Source organism: Xanthomonas sp. CFBP 8151, assembly GCF_011761885.1.
Lineage (GTDB): Bacteria > Pseudomonadota > Gammaproteobacteria > Xanthomonadales > Xanthomonadaceae > Xanthomonas > Xanthomonas arboricola_B.
The window spans coordinates 717,501-735,351 of the sequence record NZ_JAASQZ010000002.1; the positions used below are offsets into that span (position 1 = coordinate 717,501).

Consider the following 17,851-nt stretch of genomic DNA (forward strand, 5'->3'; position numbering starts at 1 on the left):
CCATTCAGCACCTCCCTAGCGAAAGGAGATCAGCCCAGACGCCTGCTCAGCGACTCGATGACACGGCGGCCCTCGCGCGCGTCTATATAGACCTTGTCCGGTTCAACACGGAGCGCGCCACTGAACGTGCGCGTGGTCTGACGGCTACGGAGTTCCTCGGCAGTCTGTCGCTCGATCTCCCGAAGTTGATCGGCCAGTTTTCTAACAATCTCGTTCATGGAGACATTCCGTTGGTGGGACAGTGGAGGCATCATGCATCTCCACTGTCTCATTCGTTGAGACCGCCGTCCAGAGACGCGGATCCCAATCAAACCCCAACAGGATTCGCCTTCTCAGGATCAATCTTGTACTGCTTGATCGCCCGGGCCACATCCTTGCCCGTCATCTTGCCATCCTTCGCCAGCGCGGCAATCGCCGCATGTGCGATGTAGTAGCGGTCGACCTCAAAGAAGCGGCGCAGGTTGGCACGCGTATCCGAGCGACCGAACCCATCCGTGCCGAGGACGGTGTAGGTCATCGGGACGAAGGCGCGGATCTGGTCGGCGAAGGCGCGCACGTAGTCCGTTGCGGCAACAGCCGGGCCCTGACGGCCTTCCAGCAGCTGGGTGACGTAGGGCTTGCGCTGTTCGGCCTCCGGGTGCAGGCGGTTCCAGCGTTCCACGGCGTAGCCGTCGCGGCGCACTTCGTTGAGGCTGGGGCAGGACCAGATGTCGGCAGTGACGCCGAAGTCCTTGTCCAGCAGCTCGGCCGCGGCAATGGCCTCGCGCAGGATGGTGCCGCTGCCCAGCAGCTGCACGCGCAGCTCGCCCTTCTTGGGCTTGCCGGCGTCCTTGAGCAGGTACATGCCCTTGATGATGCCCTCGGCTGCGCCGTCCGGCATGCCGGGGTGGGCGTAGTTCTCGTTCATCAGGGTGATGTAGTAGTACTCGTCGATCTGGTCTTCCATCATCGCCTTCATGCCGTGCTGCATGATGACGGTGACTTCGAAACCGAAGGTCGGATCAAAGCTACGCACATTCGGGATGGAGCCGGCGATGACCTGGCTGAAGCCGTCTTCGTGCTGCAGGCCTTCGCCGTTGAGCGTGGTGCGGCCGGCGGTGCCGCCGAGCAGGAAGCCACGCGTGCGCATGTCCGCTGCCTGCCAGGCGATGTCGCCCACGCGCTGGAAGCCGAACATGGAGTAGTAGATGTAGAACGGCAGCATCGGCACGTCGGAGACCGAGTAGCTGGTGCCGGCGGCCATCCACGAGGCGATGGCGCCCGGCTCGCTGATGCCCTGCTGCAGCACCTGGCCGGTCTGGTCTTCGCGGTAATACATCAGCTGGTCGGCATCGACCGGCTTGTACTTCTGGCCGAACGGGGCATAGATGCCGATCTGGCGGAACATGCCTTCCATACCGAAGGTGCGCGCCTCATCGGCCACGATCGGCACGATGCGCGGGCCCAGTTCCTTGTCGCGCAGGGCAATGTTGAGGCTCTGCACGAAGGACATGGTGGTGGAATAGCTGCGCTCGCCGCTGTCCTTGAGCAGGCGCTCGAACTTGTCGAGCGTGGGCGCCACGAACGACTTGCTGGCCTTGGGGCGGCGCGAGGGCAGGAAGCCGCCCAGCACGTTGCGGCGCTCCTTCAGGTACTGCACTTCCGGGGAGTCTTCGCCGGGGTGGTAGAACGGCACTTGGCCGTCTTCCAGCTGGGCGTCGGTCACCGGGATGTTGAAGCGGTCGCGGAAGTGCTTGACCGCCGCATCGTCCAGCTTCTTGGTCTGGTGGGTGGGGTTGAGCGCCTCACCGGCCGAACCCATGCCGTAGCCCTTGACCGTCTTGGCCAGGATCACGGTGGGCATGCCCTTGGTGTTCACGGCCTGGTGGTAGGCGGCGTACACCTTGTGCGGGTCGTGGCCGCCACGGTTCAGGCGCCAGATGTCGTCGTCGGACAGGCCGGCGACCATGGCCGCGGTCTCCGGGTACTTGCCGAAGAAGTTGGCGCGCGTGTAGGCGCCGCCGAAGGCCTTGCAGTTCTGGTATTCGCCGTCGACGGTTTCCATCATCAGCTTGCGCAGCACACCGTCGGTGTCCTTGGCCAGCAGGGCGTCCCAGTAGCCGCCCCACAGCAGCTTGATGACGTTCCAGCCGCCGCCACGGAACACGCCTTCCAGCTCCTGGATGATCTTGCCGTTGCCGCGCACCGGGCCGTCCAGGCGCTGCAGGTTGCAGTTGACCACGAAGATCAGGTTGTCCAGGCCTTCACGGCCGGCCAGCGCAATGGCGCCGAGGGTTTCCGGCTCGTCGCTCTCGCCGTCGCCGATGAAACACCACACCTTGCGGTCGGACTTCTCGATCAGGCCGCGGTTTTCCAGGTAGCGCATGAACTGCGCCTGGTAGATGGCGGCCAGCGGGCCCAGGCCCATCGACACGGTGGGGGTCTGCCAGAACTCAGGCATCAGCCACGGGTGCGGGTAGGAGGAGATGCCCTGGCCGTCCACTTCCATGCGGAAGTTGTCCAGCTGGGCCTGGCTGATGCGGCCTTCCAGGAAGGCGCGGGCGTAGATGCCCGGTGCGCTGTGGCCCTGGACGAACAGCAGATCGCCCGGGTGCTGGTCGCTGGGCGCGCGCCAGAAGTGGTTGAAGCCCACGTCGTACAGCGTGGCGCTGGAGGCGAACGAGGCGATGTGGCCGCCCAGGTCGCCCGGCTTGCGGTTGGCCCGCACGACGGTGGCCATGGCGTTCCAGCGGATGATCGAGCGGATCTTCCACTCCAGCGCAGAGTCGCCGGGGTTCTTGGCCTCGTTGGCCGGTGCGATGGTGTTGACGTACTCGGTGGTGGGCGAGAACGGCAGGTAGGCGCCGGCGCGGCGGGTCTGTTCGACCATGCCTTCCAGCAGCTGATGGGCGCGCTCCGGGCCTTCGACGTCGATGACGGCCTTGATCGATTCGAGCCACTCCTGCGTCTCAAGCGGGTTCGGATCGTTGTGCAGCACTTCGTTCAACCAGTTCATTAGCGCTCCCGGGGGGACACACCCCGCGGGTGTGTCGACATCGTGAATTCGTGAACCCCCAAGTGTACCGCACGCACCTGTTGCCATTCCTCGCTACGGGTGCGTATGGAATGGGACGGTGTCGTGCGTGGGTGTGCTGGTGGCGGGTGCCGCGGCTGCGGGCGCGGCCGGCGTACGACCAAAGGATAAGGGCCAGCCCGAGGTGCATGCCCCGTAGGAGCGCACCTGGGCGCGAGGGGGTTTATCGGTAATGCCCGTCGCGCCCGGGTGCGCTCCTACGGTGGGGGGGGGTGGTCAGAACGCTTGTAGCGCTTCGGTCAGCTGGCCGTTGTTGTTGACCGCGCCCATGGTGTAGCCCTGCCAGCCGGGGTAGGCGTTGGGCTCCCAGTAGAAGATGCCGAGCACGCGCGATCCGATGCTGCTGCTGCGGCTGAGCAGGTTGGTGAGCATGGCGCGGGTGGTAGCAGCCTGCTGCCAGTCCATGCCGACCTCGGCCACGATCACGTCGCTGCCGTAGCGGGAGATCATGTCGCGCATGTTGGTGTCCAGGCGGTTGTTGTAGTCCTGCCAGCTGCCGACCGGCGGGTAATGCGACATGCCGATGACGTCCCACTTGCCGCCGGCCGAGCGCAGGTTGTCGAAGAACCAGCGGAAGTTGGCGTTGTCGTAGCCGTTGGCCAGGTGCACGATGACCTTGGCGTTGGGGTACACCGCCTTGGTGGCGTTGTAGCCGCTGTTGATGAACTGGCCCAGCGTGGCGAAGTTGGGCGTCTTGCCCTCGTTCCACAGCATGCCGCTGTTGATCTCGTTGCCCACCTGCACCCAGCTGACGGTGATGCCGTTGTCCTTGAGGTAGTTGAGGATGCCCTGGGTGTGGCTGTAGACATCGGTATTGAGCTGGGCGACGGAGTGGCCCGCCCAGGCGGCTGGCTTGGTCTGCTTGCCGGGGTCGGCCCAGCTGTCGCTGTAGTGGAAGTCGATCATGATGCGCATGCCCTGCGCGGCGGCGCGCTTGGCCTTGTCCAGGGTGTCGCGGCCATCGTTCCAGCCGCCGGACGGGTTGACCCATACGCGCAGGCGCACCGCGTTGCCGCCCACATCCTTGAACAGCTTGATGAAGTCGGTGGTATTGCCGGCCGCATTGCGAAACACCTGCGGCGGGTTGGCCGCGGCCTGCTGGTTGAGCCAGCTGACATCGGCGCCCTTGGCGATGCCCTGCGCGCCGGCGCCGGCGCTGAGGCCGCCCAGCAGCACCAGCAGCACACAGTGGTACCCCTTACGAAGAACGTGCATGAACCCTCTCCCTTGATCGTTGGATGTCGCGCCACGTGGCGCCCTGCCCGGTCCCCCTGAATTCGCCGCATGCCTGTGGCGATGCGGCGCTGCCCGCAGCGGCCAGACACGCCGCGAAACGGTGGCGATTGCAGCACGGCGGCGCAATGCGGCCGCGCTCGCTATAGCTGCTGCGCCATTGCGGCATATCTCGCGGCGGCAAACACCTTGCGCCAGCGAACTGGCGATATTTTCGCCAGCGCATTGTTGTGCGGGTGCAACAGAAAACCGGCGCGCTAGTGCGCGGCGTGTGCGACTGGCGATCGGTCGCTGCGGCGATTGGTGTGGTGGACTGTTAGCGACAGCGCATGTATCCGGGCTCGATGCGATGACGCGCTGCCGACTTGCTGGCACCGGGACGCGTTGCTGGAAGCGCACACCCTCGCCGTACGTACGCCGCTCACCGCGCGCTGTAGCTGTAGCTGGGGCGGTGGCTGCGGCTGCGGCTGACAGCTGACAGCTGATTCTGGAACGACACCCCTGGCTCGATCACCGTCACCGGCGCTACGCGGCAAGCTGCGATTCCAGCTCGACAGCAGCAGCCGACGGGTGAAGACCGCCCGCCTTCCAGCTGCCCCACCCGCTCGGTGCATTCGACAAGCTCGCGTCAGGGGATCGGCAGCAACCGAACGAAAAAACGCCGGGCAAGCCGGCGTTTTTCCTGTGCGGCATTCGATGGCGGCAGTTGGCAGATCGAAGCGTCGCCGCGTCAGGCCTGCAGGTCGGGCGCAGTCACCGCATCAAGAGCAACCTACCAGCATGTAGCGAGCGGCCGTCAGATGATGCGGGCGGCGCACCCAGCACCGCAGTGCGTGCGTGGTTCACGCCGATTCCGAGGAGCAGCCGCGCCCGCCTGACGGCTGCGCAACCGTCTTGTCGGCAGCCCAACGCCACGCATGCATGAGCGTACTCAGCCCAGCGCGCGCGCGCCCTGCTGTTGTTGCTGGGTCTGGGTTTGCTGCTGTTCCAGCGCCACCGACTGGCGTGCGGCGTTGTCGGCCACGCGCTGGCTGCTTTGCTCCAGCGGGGTGTTCATGGCGGCCACCGTCTCCACGCTGACACGCAGCTGCGCGGGGTCGTCCACGCGGCCCTGCACGGCGAAGGTACGTGCGGCATCGGGGCTCATCATCACCGCGTCGATGCGCTGGCCGCCGACGGCGTGCATTTCCGAGGCGAGCGAGCCGGACAACTGGGCGCTTTGCTGGTCGGGCGTGCGCCCTGCGCGTGCGTCCTGTGCGTGCACGCCACGCTGCGCGTCCTGGAACAAGGTGTTGCCCACATGCCCCGGCTGATCGATGCGCAGCGAGGTGTGGTCGTTGCCGTGTTCGCGTGCGTCGCGCTTGGCGGGCTCGCCTGGAGCGAGCGGGCCGCGGATGGCGTCGATGGCGTCCTGGCCGAGGCCGCGACCGCTGCGGCTGATGACGGTGATGCCGGCGCGGATCTGATCCAGATCGGTGCGGTACTCGTTGATCATGCGCTTGTTGGTTTCCGCAAGCGTACGCGCACTCGGATCGCTGAGGACGGAACCTTCCTTCAAGAAGTTGTCGAGTTTATGCGCGCCTAACGAGGTTCCTGCAGCAAGCACCGGAGAATCCGGAATCAGAAAGTTGGCTCTGCTGTTGCTGTAACCGGCGTGACCGAGCGTACTGATCTCGTCCGGCTTTGCGTAGATGCGCACCTGGCCGAAATGCGGCGACGCTGCACTCACCGGGTCGGACGCCATCACATGGTTCACCATGGTGTTACCGCCCTCCGGAATCCGGTAGGACAGGCTGGCTGCACCATACGAATTGAAGGTTTCGCCCTTGAGGTCGTAGTGGTGTGCGGAAATCTGCGCGAGCGCACCACCGAGCGAATGGCCCGTCATCGTCACTTCCGGTTGATGCCCGGTCCGGTTGCCGTAGTCCTTTGCGTAGTCGAGTGCATGCTTGGTCAGCGCCAGCGCATCGTCGGCTTGCGGGTTGTGGCGGCTGCGCACCATCGATGCATCGGTCAGGATGTCGTCGATCTTGCCCTCGGTGCCGCGGTGCGCGACAACGATTTCGCCAGTGCTTTCACGGCGGTAGATCGTGCCCTGATAGCCGGTGGCCTTGTTGTCGACATGCTCCAGGATGGCGTACTTCTCGTTTCCGACCGGAACCAATTCCTCATGACCCGGCGCGCGCCGCCCAACCGCGTGATTCTTGTACGTATCCTCGGACAAGTTGGCATAGTGCTGCGATGGGACGGTCATGGCGCAACTTCCTTGGCAGCCAATGTGATGGTGAAGAGATTGTCGCGGATCTCGGGCTTGAACTTGTCCGGGCTCAGCTCACCGGTGTCCGGAAAGCTCTCGGACTCCGAGCGCGGATAGCCTTTCTTCCAGTAGTGCTTTGTCTGCGGCTGCTGCGCAGTCACCGTCTTGCCTTCGATAAACGACAGGAAGCGGGTTTCTTCCTCGGCACCGGTGGCTTTCAACAGCACGCTAGCGCCGCTGAATTCCCAGTGGCAGACGCCGCGGCCGTAGTAGTCCTCGTCCTGCATCAGGTCCAGATAGACGGTGCCGCGGTATTCGGTGTCGGAGATCTTCTTGAGTGCGAAGTCTTCCTGGCTGGTGATGCGCCCGGCGGTGCCGGTTTCGGGCTGGATCTTGCCGCATTCGGCTTCGTTGCTGACGTCGTACTGCGCCGCGCCCTGCACCAGGCCGAACGCACCGGGCGCCTTGTCCAGCGTCAGCGTGACCTCATAGGCCTTGCGCGGGTTGGGATTGAGCTTGGCAAGGCCGCGGCCACCGGCCTCGACGTCGGCTTCTGCGGCGGCCTCGGTTGCGGGGGATTGGGTCTGGGTCATGCTGGTCTCCGGGGCGTTACAGGCCGTAAGCAAAAGGGCCAGCAGGCTCGGGGTCAGAATCTGGCGCAAGGCCGGCCTCCATGGCGATAGGGGGGAGTCAATCTAGTTTGCTTGACCCGCTGGGGTCAATTTACGGCAGCTGAGGATGAGGCGGCCGTGAGCCGGTTGCCGGCGGCCGCAAAACTGCCATGATCGGGGCCATCCGCCACCACGGAAGCGCGCCATCGCCACGGGTCCCACATCGCCAACCGACAGCGTGGCCGTCACTGCGCGGGTGCACTGGCGGCACAGCCTGCGCATGCGCGTGTTGCTGGCCGCCACCGCGGTGCTGGTGGTGTTGCTGGCGTTGCTGGGCACGGTGTTCTACCTGGGCGCACGCGCCGAGCTGGTGGAGGCGGCGCGCACCGAGGTGGATGGCCTGACCGAGCAGACCGCACGCAGCCTGGCGGCGATGCTCGACTCGGTGCAGGTGAGCGGCCGCACGCTGGCGGCCAGCAGCAGCGCGGTGGGGCTGCAGCCGTTCAATCTGCGCGCCCTGCTGCTGGCCACGCTCAGCGGCGACCCGGATATCGGTGCGGCGCGCTTGATCATAGAGCCGCGCACGCAGAAGGCGCGCGACACCGGGTTTGTCTGGTACGTGCATCGCGACGGCGCGCGCGTGCTGGAAAAATCGGTGCAGGACCTGGGCTACGACTACCGCGCGATGCCGTGGTATCTGCGCACCCAGCGCGACGGGCACGCGTGGTGGTCCGAGCCGTATCTCACCACCGATGGCGGCAGCGCGCTGTACACCAGCTACAACCTGCCGCTGCGCCGCCCGGGCGATGCGGTGGATGCCGCGCCGGTGGGCATGGTCAGCGTGGACCTGCCGCTGCAGCACCTGCGCGACATCATCGACCAGTTGCCGCGCGACATCGGCATCCGGCCGATGCTGCTGTCGCCCGAAGGCATGCTGGTGTTCGGCCCCGACCCGGCGTTGAACCTGCGTTACACGCTGGAGCGTTACGTGGCGCAGTCGCGGCCCGACCTGCTGCCGCTGCAGCGCGCGGTGGCGGCGGGCCAGCCGATCTCGTTTGCGCACACCGCGCCGGATGGCGAGCGCTTTCTGACCCATAGCGCGGCAGTGGGGCGCAGTGGCTGGACCTTTGTGCTGTCCGCCTCGGAAGGCTATGTGCTGGCGGGCCTGAACTGGCTGGCCGCGTGGGTGGCGCTGGCGGCGTTGCTGGGCGCGGTGGCGTGGTGGTGGCTGATGGGGCGGATCACCCGCAAGCTGACGCGCCCGATCGAGGAATTGACCGATACCGCCGAGCACTTTCGCCGTGGCGAATTCGAGTACCCGTTGCCGCACATCGAGCGCCGCGACGAGGTGGGCGTGATGGCGCGCGCGTTCGACAGCGCGCGCGATGCGATCCGCGACCACATCGTGCAGATCGGCGAGATGACCGCCGCCCGCGAGCGCATGCACAGCGAGCTGCAGATTGCGCGCGAGATCCAGCAGGCGATGCTGCCTTCCGGGCGTACCTTCGACCGCGCCGGTTCGCATCTGGAAACCTGCGCCTGGCTGGAGCCGGCCAAGGCGGTGGGCGGGGACTTCTACCACTTCGTCGAGACCGAGCCGGGGCTGCTGTGGTTCGTGGTGGGCGATGTGTCCGACAAGGGCGTGCCGGCCGCCTTGTTCATGGCGCGCGCGGTGAGCGTGCTGGAAATCGCCGCGCGCCGGCATACGCGCCCGGACAGCATCCTGATCGCCGCCTCCACACGGCTGGCCGAAAACAACGACACCTGCATGTTCGCCACGGTGCTGTGCGGGGTGATCAATGTGGTGAGCGGCGACTACTGGCTGGCCAGTGCCGGCCACGAGCCGCCGGTGCTGATCGACATCGACGGCAGCGCGCGGCCGTTGCCGCTGGATACCGGCGCGCCACTGGGGATCGAGCCGCAGGTCGCCTACCCGGTGCTGCAGGGCCGCATGCGCGCCGGGCAGACGCTGCTGGGCTATACCGATGGGGTGACCGAGGCGATGGACGAGCAGGGCGCCAGCTATGGGCTGGAGCGCCTGCTGGGTGCATCGCGGCCACGCCGCAGCGCGGCGGCGCAGTGCAAGGCGGTGATCACCAGTATTGCCCACTTCACCGGCCAGGCCGACCCGTACGACGACATCACCCTGCTGGCGATCCGGCTGCGCCAGGAGCATGCTGGACCGGTCGCAGACGCTGGCCGGGACGCCCCCGGAAAGGCAACGACCTGATGAAGCTCGATCTGGCCATCGCGCCCTCGCTGGCCCAGCTGGCCGGCGCCAACGACGCGCTGGAACACTCGCTCACGCTGGAAGGCCTGCACGCCGAGCGCATCGGCCAAGTGCGGCTGATCGTGGAAGAGCTCGGCTGCAATGCGCTCACCCATGGCCAGTGCGCCGAGCAGCCGCTACGCCTGCAACTGCAGCTGGACCCGCAGGCGCTGGTGCTGGAGATGCATGACCCCGGCAGCGCGTTCGACCCCAGCACCGCCGCGATGCCGGACCTGAGTGCCGAGCTCGACGAGCGCGCGATCGGCGGGCTGGGGTTGTTCCTGGTGCATCAGTTCGCCGATCACATCGACTACCGCCGCGATGGTGCATACAACGTGGTGCGCGTCACCCTGCTGCACCCATACGCCCCTGTCCCCGAGGCACTGTCATGACCACGCTCGCCATCCAGATCGACCCGCCGCAGGACACCCGCCAACGCGTCATCCTGACCGGGCGCCTGGACACCCACACCTCTCAGGATCTGGATACGGCGCTGTCGCCGCTGCTGGGCACCCTGATCACCACGCTGGTGCTGGACCTGACCGCGCTGGAATACATCTCCAGCGCCGGTATCCGCTGCATCTTCAAGGCCCGCAAGGCACTGGCCACGCGCCAGGGCAAGGTGCTGGTGACCAACCCGCAGCCGCAGATCCGCAAGGTCTTCGACATGGTCAAGGCAGTGCCGATGAGCGACGTCTTCGCCTCCACCGAAGAGCTGGATGCCTACCTGGCGGCGATGCAGCGCAAGGTCATCGAACAGCATGCGCAGGGCGATACGCCGATCGTGCCGCATTTCGCCGAAGCCTGAGCGCGGCCAACGCCGCGCAGCGAAGCGCCGCCGGCTGGATGCGGACGGCGCGCGCACGGCAGCGGTGCACCCCGGCGGGAGAAGGCAGATGCGATGGTGCACGTGATGATGCGCCCGGACAGCGCCAACGCCTACACCCCGCCTACCCTCGGCAAGGGTGCGGGCACATTCAACATGCCCCCGGCCGCCACATACGCCGCTAACGCCTGGCCCTGGCTCAGCAGATGCCCGTGCATCGTGCGCTCCGCGCCTTCGGCGTCGCTGCGGCGGACGCATGCCATCAGCTCGCGATGCTCGGCCAGCGACTGCGCCATGCGCCCGGGCGTCAACAGCTGCCGGCCGCGGTGCATCTTGAGGATGCGGTGCAGGTCGTGGGTGACGCGGATCAACCACGGATTGCCGGCGTACTGCTGCACGGTCTCGTGGATCAGATAATTGTTGCGGTAGTACTCGGCCAGGTCGCCGGCGGTGGCGGCGGCTTCCATCGCCGCGTGCAGGTCTTCCAGGCGCTGCACGCCGGCCGCGTCGATGCGCTTGACCGCATCGTGCGCGCAGCGGCCTTCCAGCATCGCCATCACCGGGAACAGCTGGTTGAGGTCTTCCAGCGTCAGCCGCGTGACCCGGCTGCCGCGGCCGGCGTCCAGTTGCACCAGGCCTTCGGCGGCGAGCAGCTTGAGGCTCTCGCGCAGCGGGGTGCGGCTGATGCCGAGTTCCTCGGCCAGCGCCGGCTCGTCGATCCATTCGCCCGGCGGCAGCGCGTAGTCGTAGATCTTCTGGCGCAGGCGCTCGGCCACTTCCTCGTACAGCGGTACGCGCTTCTTGGCGCTGCGCGAATCAGGGGCGAGGGTCATGGCAGGCGGGTCGTCGATGCTGGCGTGGGGGCGCCCATTCTACTGGGGCGCCCCGACACCCTGCCGGACGCGGGCCGGATCACAGCCAGCCCGGCACCACGAACAGCAGCCAGGCCACCAGCGGCCCCAGCAGCACCACCAGCCCGCTGTAGACCAGGAAGCGGCGGAACAGCGCGTCGCGTTCTTCCTTGGCGGCCGAGGCCACCACCAACGCACCGTTGGTGGAGAACGGGCTGACATCGACGATGGTGGACGACACCGCCAGCGCGCAGATCACCCCGGCCGCGCCGAGCTGGCCCTGCATCAGGAACGGTACGGCCAGCGGAATGGTGGCGCCCAGCACCGCCGCCGACGAGGCGAACGCGGAAACGACGCCGCCGACGTAACAGACCAGCAACGCCCCCAGCAGCGGCATGCCGATATGCGACACGCCGGTGCCGATGTAGTCCACCGCGCCGGCCTTTTCCAGCACCGCCACATAGGTCACCACGCCGCTGATCAACAGCACCGTGGACCAGCTGATGCCGTCCACCGCGCCCTTCTGCGCGCTGGGCGAGATCAGCGCCAGCGCCACCGCCACGGTGATCGACACCAGCCCGACGTTGAGGTTGTAGACCAGCGCGGCGATGCCCAGGCCGAGCAGGCCGACCAGCGTGATCACCCGATCGCGCGTGATGGCGACCGCCTCCAGCGCCAGCGGATTGGTCGACAAGGTGCCGCCACCGGCGGCCACCAGCGAGCCATGCCCTTCGATCGCGAACGGGCGCTTGGAGGCCTGGTCGTCGGCCACCGCCACATACTGCGCGTCGGCCAGCGAGACCTCCTGCCGACGCATCAGCTTGAGCCCGCCGAAGGCGCAGAAGCAGATGATCGCCATCATCAGGTTGAAGCCCAGGCTGGTGAGGAACACCGCCATCTCGGTGACGTCCAGCCCGGCCTTTTCCACCACCTTGTTGGTGATGCCGCCATACACGCTGATGGGCGAAAAGCCGCCGCCCTGCGCGCCATGGATCACCAGCAGGCCCATCATCAAGGGATTGATGCGGTACTGCTTGGCAAAGCGCAGCGCCACCGGGCCGATGATGGCCACCGCCGCCGGCCCGAGCGCACCGAAGGCGGTGAGCAGGCCGGTGATGACGAACATCACCCAGGGAATGGCGACGATGCGCCCGCGCACCGCGCGCACCGCCCAATGCACCAGCAGATCGATGGTGCCGTTCTTCTGCGCGATAGCGAACAGATAGGTGATGCCGACCAGGGTCAGGAACAGGTCGCCCGGAAAGCCGGCCAGCACCTCCTTGCCGTCCAGCCCCACCCACACGCCGCCAATGATGAAGGCCAGCGCAAAGGCCACCGCGCCCATGTTGATGGGCAATGCGGTGGCGACGATGAACATGATCACCAAGCCAAGAATCGTTGCAATTTGCGGGGTCATGCGCCCTCCCAGACACCTGATACGCGTACAGCACGGATGGCCACCCGCCACCCAGGGGTCACGCCGTGTGCACCACCTCGACCGTCATGCCGCGCGCTCGCATGCGGCGTTGACCCACTCGACCACACCGTGGGTGCTCTGAAATTCGTCGACCGATCGCGCCTCGCAACCCGGCACGCGCTCGCGTGCCATGCGCGCCAATGCGCTGCCGGGCCCCAGTTCGAGAAACACCCGCGCGCCGCGCTCGGCGGCCTGCACCAGCACCTCGTACCAGCGCACGGTCTGCGCGATCTGTGCGGCCAGCGTGTCCACCACCAGGGCCTGCGTGGTGACGGCACGCGCATCGATGCCGGCCAGCACGCGCAGCCTGGGCGCCTGCACGGCTGCATTGTTCAATTCGACGGCGAAGGCGTCGGCGGCCGCACGCAACCACGGCGTATGCGCCGGCACGCTCACCGGCAACGGTGTGACGCGTGCGCCCTGCGCCTGCGCTGCATCGCCCAGTGCCTGCAGTGCCGCCTGCGGGCCACCGAGCACGGCGTGGTCGTCGCCATTGACGATGGCGATGGCCGCGCCATGCGCCCGGCACAGCGCCTCGAGCGTGCGCAGCGGCAGCCCGAGCACCGCCATCAAGCCGGCATGTTCCGGGCTGGCCGCGTCCATCAGGCGCGCGCGGGTGGCAGCCAGCTGCAAGCAGGTGGCGATCTCCATGCTGCCGGCGACCGCATGCGCGGCCAGCTCGCCGACGCTGTAGCCCAGCACCAACACCGGCGTGGGCAGCTGCACACGCAGCACCTGCCAGTGCGCCAGCGTGCCGGCGCAGACCAGCGGCTGTGCGATGGCATTGATGTAGCGGGAGTTGTCTGCGGCCAGCGTTTGCGCCGAGGCGCCAAGCACCTTGCTCGCGGCGGCGATCACCTCGGCCGCGGCAGGCGCATCGGCGACCCGCGCGAACATCGCGGCGTGCTGCCCACCCTGGCCGGGACAAAGCACGGCCAGGCTCATTGGATGACCTGCTTGCAGAAAATGCTATGCCTTGTGCGAGCGTAGCCCTCATTCGCGCTGCGGGCAGTTTGTTCCGTGACCAGGACAAGCAGGCCGTTCACTGAGACAGTGCGAAGGGCAGCGCCGCCACACGCCTGCGTGGACGTTGCCTTCGCAGTTGCCAGTGGTCGACACCGGCTCATGCCGTCTCCTGGCAGTGCAGGAACCAGGCACAGGCCAGCAGATCGGCGCTGCCGCCCGGGCTCAGGCGACGCGCAACAAATTGCGCGCCGATGGCGTGCGCGCACGCGCGCCACTGGGGGTGTGCGATGCCGCCATCGGCCAGAAACGCACGCGCCTGCGCCTTGGCGTAAGCCAGCCCTTCCTGCCCGCCGCGGTGCAGCAGGTTGAGATCGTCGACCTCGGCAATCAGGTGCATCAAGGTCTGCGCCAGTGCGGCCTCGCGCGTGGCGCCGCGGCGCAGTGCGCCACGCAGACACGGCAATGCGATCTCGCGCAGCAATGGATACCCGGCTGCAGCCTGTTCGCGCACGCCACTGATCCGAAATGCCGCGCGCACGCGCTGGCCATTGCTGCGTGGATCCAGCGGTGCGGCCCGCAATGCAGCGCGCCAGACCTGCACCGCGCTGCAGACTGCTTCGCCGGTAGGGGCATGACCGTGCACGGCACGCACGCGCGCCGCCTGCGCAGTGAGCACGCCCATGCTGAAGATCGCACCACGATGGGTATTGATGCCGCCGGTGGCGCGCAGCATCGCCGCTTCGGCCGCGATGCCGAGCTGGCGCAATTGCTCGAACGGCGCGTTGTCGATACCGGCCTGTGCAATCGCGACGAAGTAGCCGCGCAGGGCGAACAGGCTGCGCAGGAACGTTGACGCATCCATATCGGCATGGCTGCCGCTGTCGAACGGCGTGACCAGGCCGGGCTTGGGTGCGCAGCAGAGTTCCGTATGCAGGGCGGCGACCGCCAGCCGCCCCAGCCGATGCGCCAGCGCGCTGGCGGTGCCGGCTTCGGGATGCGATATGCCTTGTCGCGCTGCACTGTCCTGCAGCTCGCCATGCGTGCGTGCAGCGCGCGATGGCGCATGCACGCGGTTCGAAGCAGTGCCTGCAGGGGCAAGGTGCAGTAGCGGCTGGGGCGGTACCTCGTGCGGTGCTGCCGGTACCAGTGTCGGTGTCGATTGGGTGTCCGCACGAACCAGGTGCATCGCTTGGCTGTCTGTACCAACCAGGGATGGTGCGATGTCTGCCTCTTTCGCCCTTGTCATTGGCTGTTGCCGCTCCACCGCGTTGCAACGCGTCACGGAGCGCCTGGCATCGGCGGTGCGTTCGACCAGCGTGCTCATGCCGCGCTCCATACCGGAAACAGCGCGGTGCGCGGCAGCAGGCGGCAGCCGTTGGTGGACTTCACCAGTACCTGCTGTGCGCTGCCGGCGTATTCGCGCCAGTTCACCGCGGTGTCGTCGGGCAACAACAGTTCGCCGTCTGCGCGCAGCCGGTGGCGCTGTTCCCAGCGCTGCAGCAACGTCACCACTGCCTGCGCCTGCTCGGGTGTGGCGATGGACCACAACAGGTCCAGATCCGATTGCGCATGCACATACGCAAGCCCGGTCAGGGCCTGCCATGCGAAGCTGCCGAAGACGCGCGGCTGCAGGGCGTTGGCATTGCACTGGGTCAGCAAGGCCTGCAGTGCAGGCTGCGTCGCGGAGGGTGCGGCTGCGATCACGGCATCCAGCGCCAATGGCGCGGTGCTGCGCGCGACCTCGTCCAGGCCGGCGCTCAGTGCCAGGCGCTGTTTGCCTTCGCTTGGCGGCAACGGCACGCCGAGCCGCAGGCTGCCGGGTGCCTCGCTGCCATCGCCGCGTGCCACCACTGCCGGCAGACCCGCTGCAAACCACTGCTGCAGCCGTGGCTGCGCACCCGGCGTCAGCGCTTGCCAGCGCGCGCCGGGATGCAACCACACCAGTGCGTGGCGGCCGGGCATGCTCAGGCCTCGCCCGCGGCCACGGCCGCAGCGACATCGCGCGCCAGGGTGCGCCCGCCACGCTGCGCGCCGAGTGCCCGGCGTTGATCGCCATCGCTTGGCGCGGCCAGCGCATCGAGCAGCGCCTGCGCCAGATCGCCCTCCCAGAGCGATTCCACCGCGCCCATGCGCACGTAGTTCTCCACGCCAGGCGCGAACACCGGCGAACTCCTGCTCAGCGCCTGCAGGGTGTCCACGGTCTGCTTGGTGACGCGCGCCATCGCGCGCAGATCCATCACCCGGATCTGCGCATCCGGCAATGCGTGGATGTGGTCGGCCATCAGACCGAACGACAGAAAGCCGCCGCTGACCGATTCGCCGTACACCAGCGTGACCAGCCGCGCGCCGCGCTTGCGCGCCAGGTCCAGCGCGCGTGCCAGATGCGCGAAATAACCGTTGATGCCAAGCAGTTCGTCGCGGCGCGCCAGCCGTTGCCCGGCGGTGTCGGCCAGCATCACGATCGGCCGCTGCGGATGCGCGCGCGTGCTCGCCAACACGGTCGCCGCCAGTGCCAGCGCGTGGTCCACGCCGACTTCCAGCTTGTTGGCGGTGCCGATCACGGTGACCTCGCCCGCGGCCGTGGTGGCACTGCCGGTGAGCACATCGTCGTTGCGGGCGATGGCGTGGCCGAGCGGAAACAGCTGGTCCAGCAGTTGGCTCAGTTCCATGGCGTGCTCCGGTCGGCGGTGGCGGCGAGGAAGGCGTCGGTGTCCAGCAACGGCAGGCGTTGCGCCTCGACAATGCCCTGGCGCTGCCAGATCTCCAGGCCGTCGCGGCAATCGCCGTAGGCGGCGATGCGGCTGGACAATTGCTGATGTGCAGCTTCCAGCGCCTGCAGCGCGGCCTCGCCTGCCGGCTCGGTCAGCGTGTCCAGCGCCTGCACGGCAGCATCGGCAAATGCGGCGATACGGTCGGCCACCAGCGTCTGCGCCTCGCCCAGCAGATAGCGGTGCTTGCCGCCGGTGACGCGCCACACCAGGGCACGGTCGCGTGCGTCGAACTCCTCCACACCGCGCACGGTTTCGATCACGTCCGGGCCGGACAGCGACAGGCGGCCTTCTTCGGACATGATCACCGCGCTGCAGCAGCGCGCCACGATGCCCATGCCGCCGAAGGCGCCATTGCCGCTGCCGATCAAGGCCAGCACCGGCACGCCGGCGGCGCGCGTGTTCAAGGTGGCACGCATGATTTCGGAGATGGCGATCAGCCCGGCGTTGGCTTCGTGCAGACGCACGCCGCCGGTGTCGAGCAGCAACAGCACCGCCGCCGGTTGCGTGGCGGCGGCGCGTTCGAGCAGGCCGGTGAGCTTGGCGCCGTGCACCTCGCCGACGCCGCCGCCCAGGAAGGCGCCTTGCTGCGCAGCGATCAGCACGTTGCGCCCGCGCAGGCTGCCTTCGCCGACGACGATGCCGTCATCGAAGGCGCCGGGGGTGTCGAGCTGGGCCAGATGCGGGCTGATCAGGCGACGGCGCGGGCCGACGAATTCGCCGAAGCTGCCGGCATCCAGCACGCCATCGATGCGCTCGCGCGCATCGGCCTCGTAATAGCTGCGCTCGGCCATGGGGATGGTGGTGCTCATACAAGCCTTCCAATGACATGCGTAGGAGCGCACCCGGGCGCGACTGCGGCATTACCGGGAACGCCCATCGCGCCCGGGTGCGCTCCTACAAAATCGCTGTGGTGTGCCGGTTTGTCGTGGCTGCGCTCGGCACTATCGACGGTGGTGCTCCCGACGACTCGCGTAGGAGCGCACCTGGGCGCGACTGCAGCGTTACCGAGAACGCCCATCGCGCCCGGGTGCGCTCCTACGAAATCGCTGCGGTGTGCCGGTTCGTCGTGGCTGCGCTCGGCACTATCGACGGTGATGCTCTGGACGGCTCGCGTAGGAGCGCACCTGGGCGCGACCGAAGCGTTACCGGGAACACCCGTCGCGCCCGGGTGCGCTGCTACGGGGTGAGCGGGGTGGCTCATGCGGCGGCTCCCTGCAGGACGTCCAGCGCCTGCTCCAGGCGCAGGCTCACCACCGCCGGCGTGGCGCCGACATCGTTGATGCTGATGCGCACATCGCGCAACGGATGGCGCGCGGCGAAATCGTCCAGCACCGCCTGCCAGATGGTGCCGAAGCCGCGCGCGGCGGTGAGGATCTCGATCTCCATCGCGCCGTCCAGCGGCACGCGCTCGACCAGCACTTCCAGGTTGCCGGAGGCGACCACGCCGACCAGCGCATGGTCCAGCCCGGCGCGCGCGCCATGCTGGCCATCGAAGCGATACCGCAGGGTGTCCATGC

At 67.6% G+C, this 17,851-nt stretch carries 16 protein-coding genes; 3 read left to right on the forward strand and 13 right to left on the reverse strand.

Annotation, left to right across the window (positions count from 1 at the left end):
• Positions 1–29: 29 nt before the first annotated feature.
• The 5 genes from FHT08_RS10995 to FHT08_RS11015 form a co-directional block, all read right to left on the reverse strand.
• Complete coding sequence (locus FHT08_RS10995; RefSeq protein WP_166775096.1) at positions 30–218, reverse strand: hypothetical protein; 189 nt, start codon at positions 216–218, stop codon at positions 30–32.
• 89 nt (positions 219–307) lie between these two features.
• Complete coding sequence (gene aceE / locus FHT08_RS11000) at positions 308–2,995, reverse strand: pyruvate dehydrogenase (acetyl-transferring), homodimeric type (protein ID WP_166775097.1); 2,688 nt, start codon at positions 2,993–2,995, stop codon at positions 308–310.
• 294 nt (positions 2,996–3,289) lie between these two features.
• Positions 3,290–4,288: an arabinogalactan endo-1,4-beta-galactosidase gene (locus FHT08_RS11005; RefSeq protein ID WP_166775098.1), complete on the reverse strand. Its 999-nt coding sequence runs from the start codon at positions 4,286–4,288 to the stop codon at positions 3,290–3,292.
• Positions 4,289–5,237: 949 nt separating this feature from the next.
• Positions 5,238–6,560 (reverse strand): XVIPCD domain-containing protein, encoded by a 1,323-nt coding sequence (locus FHT08_RS11010; protein ID WP_166775099.1) that lies wholly within the window; start codon positions 6,558–6,560, stop codon positions 5,238–5,240.
• The gene (locus FHT08_RS11015) at positions 6,557–7,156 is read right to left on the reverse strand and encodes a hypothetical protein (protein ID WP_166775100.1); all 600 of its coding nucleotides are present in this window, start codon (positions 7,154–7,156) and stop codon (positions 6,557–6,559) included. The genes FHT08_RS11010 and FHT08_RS11015 overlap by 4 nt, the downstream gene beginning before the upstream one ends.
• Positions 7,157–7,454: 298 nt before the next feature.
• Between FHT08_RS11015 and FHT08_RS11020 the strand changes: the two genes are divergently transcribed.
• The 3 genes from FHT08_RS11020 to FHT08_RS11030 are packed head-to-tail and all read left to right on the forward strand — an operon-like array spanning position 7,455 to position 10,251.
• Positions 7,455–9,404 carry a SpoIIE family protein phosphatase gene (locus tag FHT08_RS11020; protein WP_208408966.1) on the forward strand — a complete coding sequence of 650 codons (1,950 nt, stop codon included), beginning with the start codon at positions 7,455–7,457 and terminating at the stop codon, positions 9,402–9,404.
• Entirely contained in the window at positions 9,404–9,835 is a 432-nt protein-coding gene (locus FHT08_RS11025; RefSeq protein ID WP_039523217.1) for an ATP-binding protein, read from the forward strand. The genes FHT08_RS11020 and FHT08_RS11025 overlap by 1 nt, the downstream gene beginning before the upstream one ends.
• Positions 9,832–10,251, forward strand: coding sequence for an STAS domain-containing protein (locus FHT08_RS11030; RefSeq protein WP_166775101.1), 420 nt, complete (start codon positions 9,832–9,834; stop codon positions 10,249–10,251). The genes FHT08_RS11025 and FHT08_RS11030 overlap by 4 nt, the downstream gene beginning before the upstream one ends.
• Positions 10,252–10,382: 131 nt before the next feature.
• Here the strand turns inward: FHT08_RS11030 and FHT08_RS11035 are convergent, their stop codons facing one another.
• The 8 genes from FHT08_RS11035 to mdcC form a co-directional block, all read right to left on the reverse strand.
• Positions 10,383–11,102, reverse strand: coding sequence for a GntR family transcriptional regulator (locus tag FHT08_RS11035; protein WP_166775102.1), 720 nt, complete (start codon positions 11,100–11,102; stop codon positions 10,383–10,385).
• Between the two features lie 79 nt (positions 11,103–11,181).
• Positions 11,182–12,537, reverse strand: a complete 1,356-nt coding sequence (locus FHT08_RS11040; protein WP_166775103.1) for an SLC13 family permease — start codon at positions 12,535–12,537, stop codon at positions 11,182–11,184.
• 84 nt (positions 12,538–12,621) lie between these two features.
• Positions 12,622–13,542, reverse strand: a complete 921-nt coding sequence (gene mdcH, locus FHT08_RS11045; RefSeq protein WP_166775104.1) for a malonate decarboxylase subunit epsilon — start codon at positions 13,540–13,542, stop codon at positions 12,622–12,624.
• Positions 13,543–13,720: 178 nt separating this feature from the next.
• A complete protein-coding gene (gene mdcB / locus FHT08_RS11050) occupies positions 13,721–14,566 on the reverse strand; it encodes a triphosphoribosyl-dephospho-CoA synthase MdcB (protein WP_166775464.1) in 846 nt (281 codons plus the stop codon).
• A gap of 317 nt (positions 14,567–14,883) precedes the next feature.
• On the reverse strand, positions 14,884–15,525 hold the full coding sequence (gene mdcG / locus FHT08_RS11055; RefSeq protein ID WP_166775105.1) for a malonate decarboxylase holo-[acyl-carrier-protein] synthase: 642 nt from the start codon (positions 15,523–15,525) through the stop codon (positions 14,884–14,886).
• A 2-nt stretch (positions 15,526–15,527) separates the two neighbouring features.
• Positions 15,528–16,232 carry a biotin-independent malonate decarboxylase subunit gamma gene (gene mdcE, locus FHT08_RS11060; protein WP_166775106.1) on the reverse strand — a complete coding sequence of 235 codons (705 nt, stop codon included), beginning with the start codon at positions 16,230–16,232 and terminating at the stop codon, positions 15,528–15,530.
• Entirely contained in the window at positions 16,223–17,125 is a 903-nt protein-coding gene (locus tag FHT08_RS11065) for a biotin-independent malonate decarboxylase subunit beta (protein WP_208409034.1), read from the reverse strand. Before FHT08_RS11065 ends, mdcE begins: the two co-directional genes overlap by 10 nt.
• 406 nt (positions 17,126–17,531) lie before the next feature.
• The gene (gene mdcC / locus FHT08_RS11070; protein WP_166775108.1) at positions 17,532–17,849 is read right to left on the reverse strand and encodes a malonate decarboxylase acyl carrier protein; all 318 of its coding nucleotides are present in this window, start codon (positions 17,847–17,849) and stop codon (positions 17,532–17,534) included.
• Between the last annotated feature and the right edge of the window lie 2 nt (positions 17,850–17,851).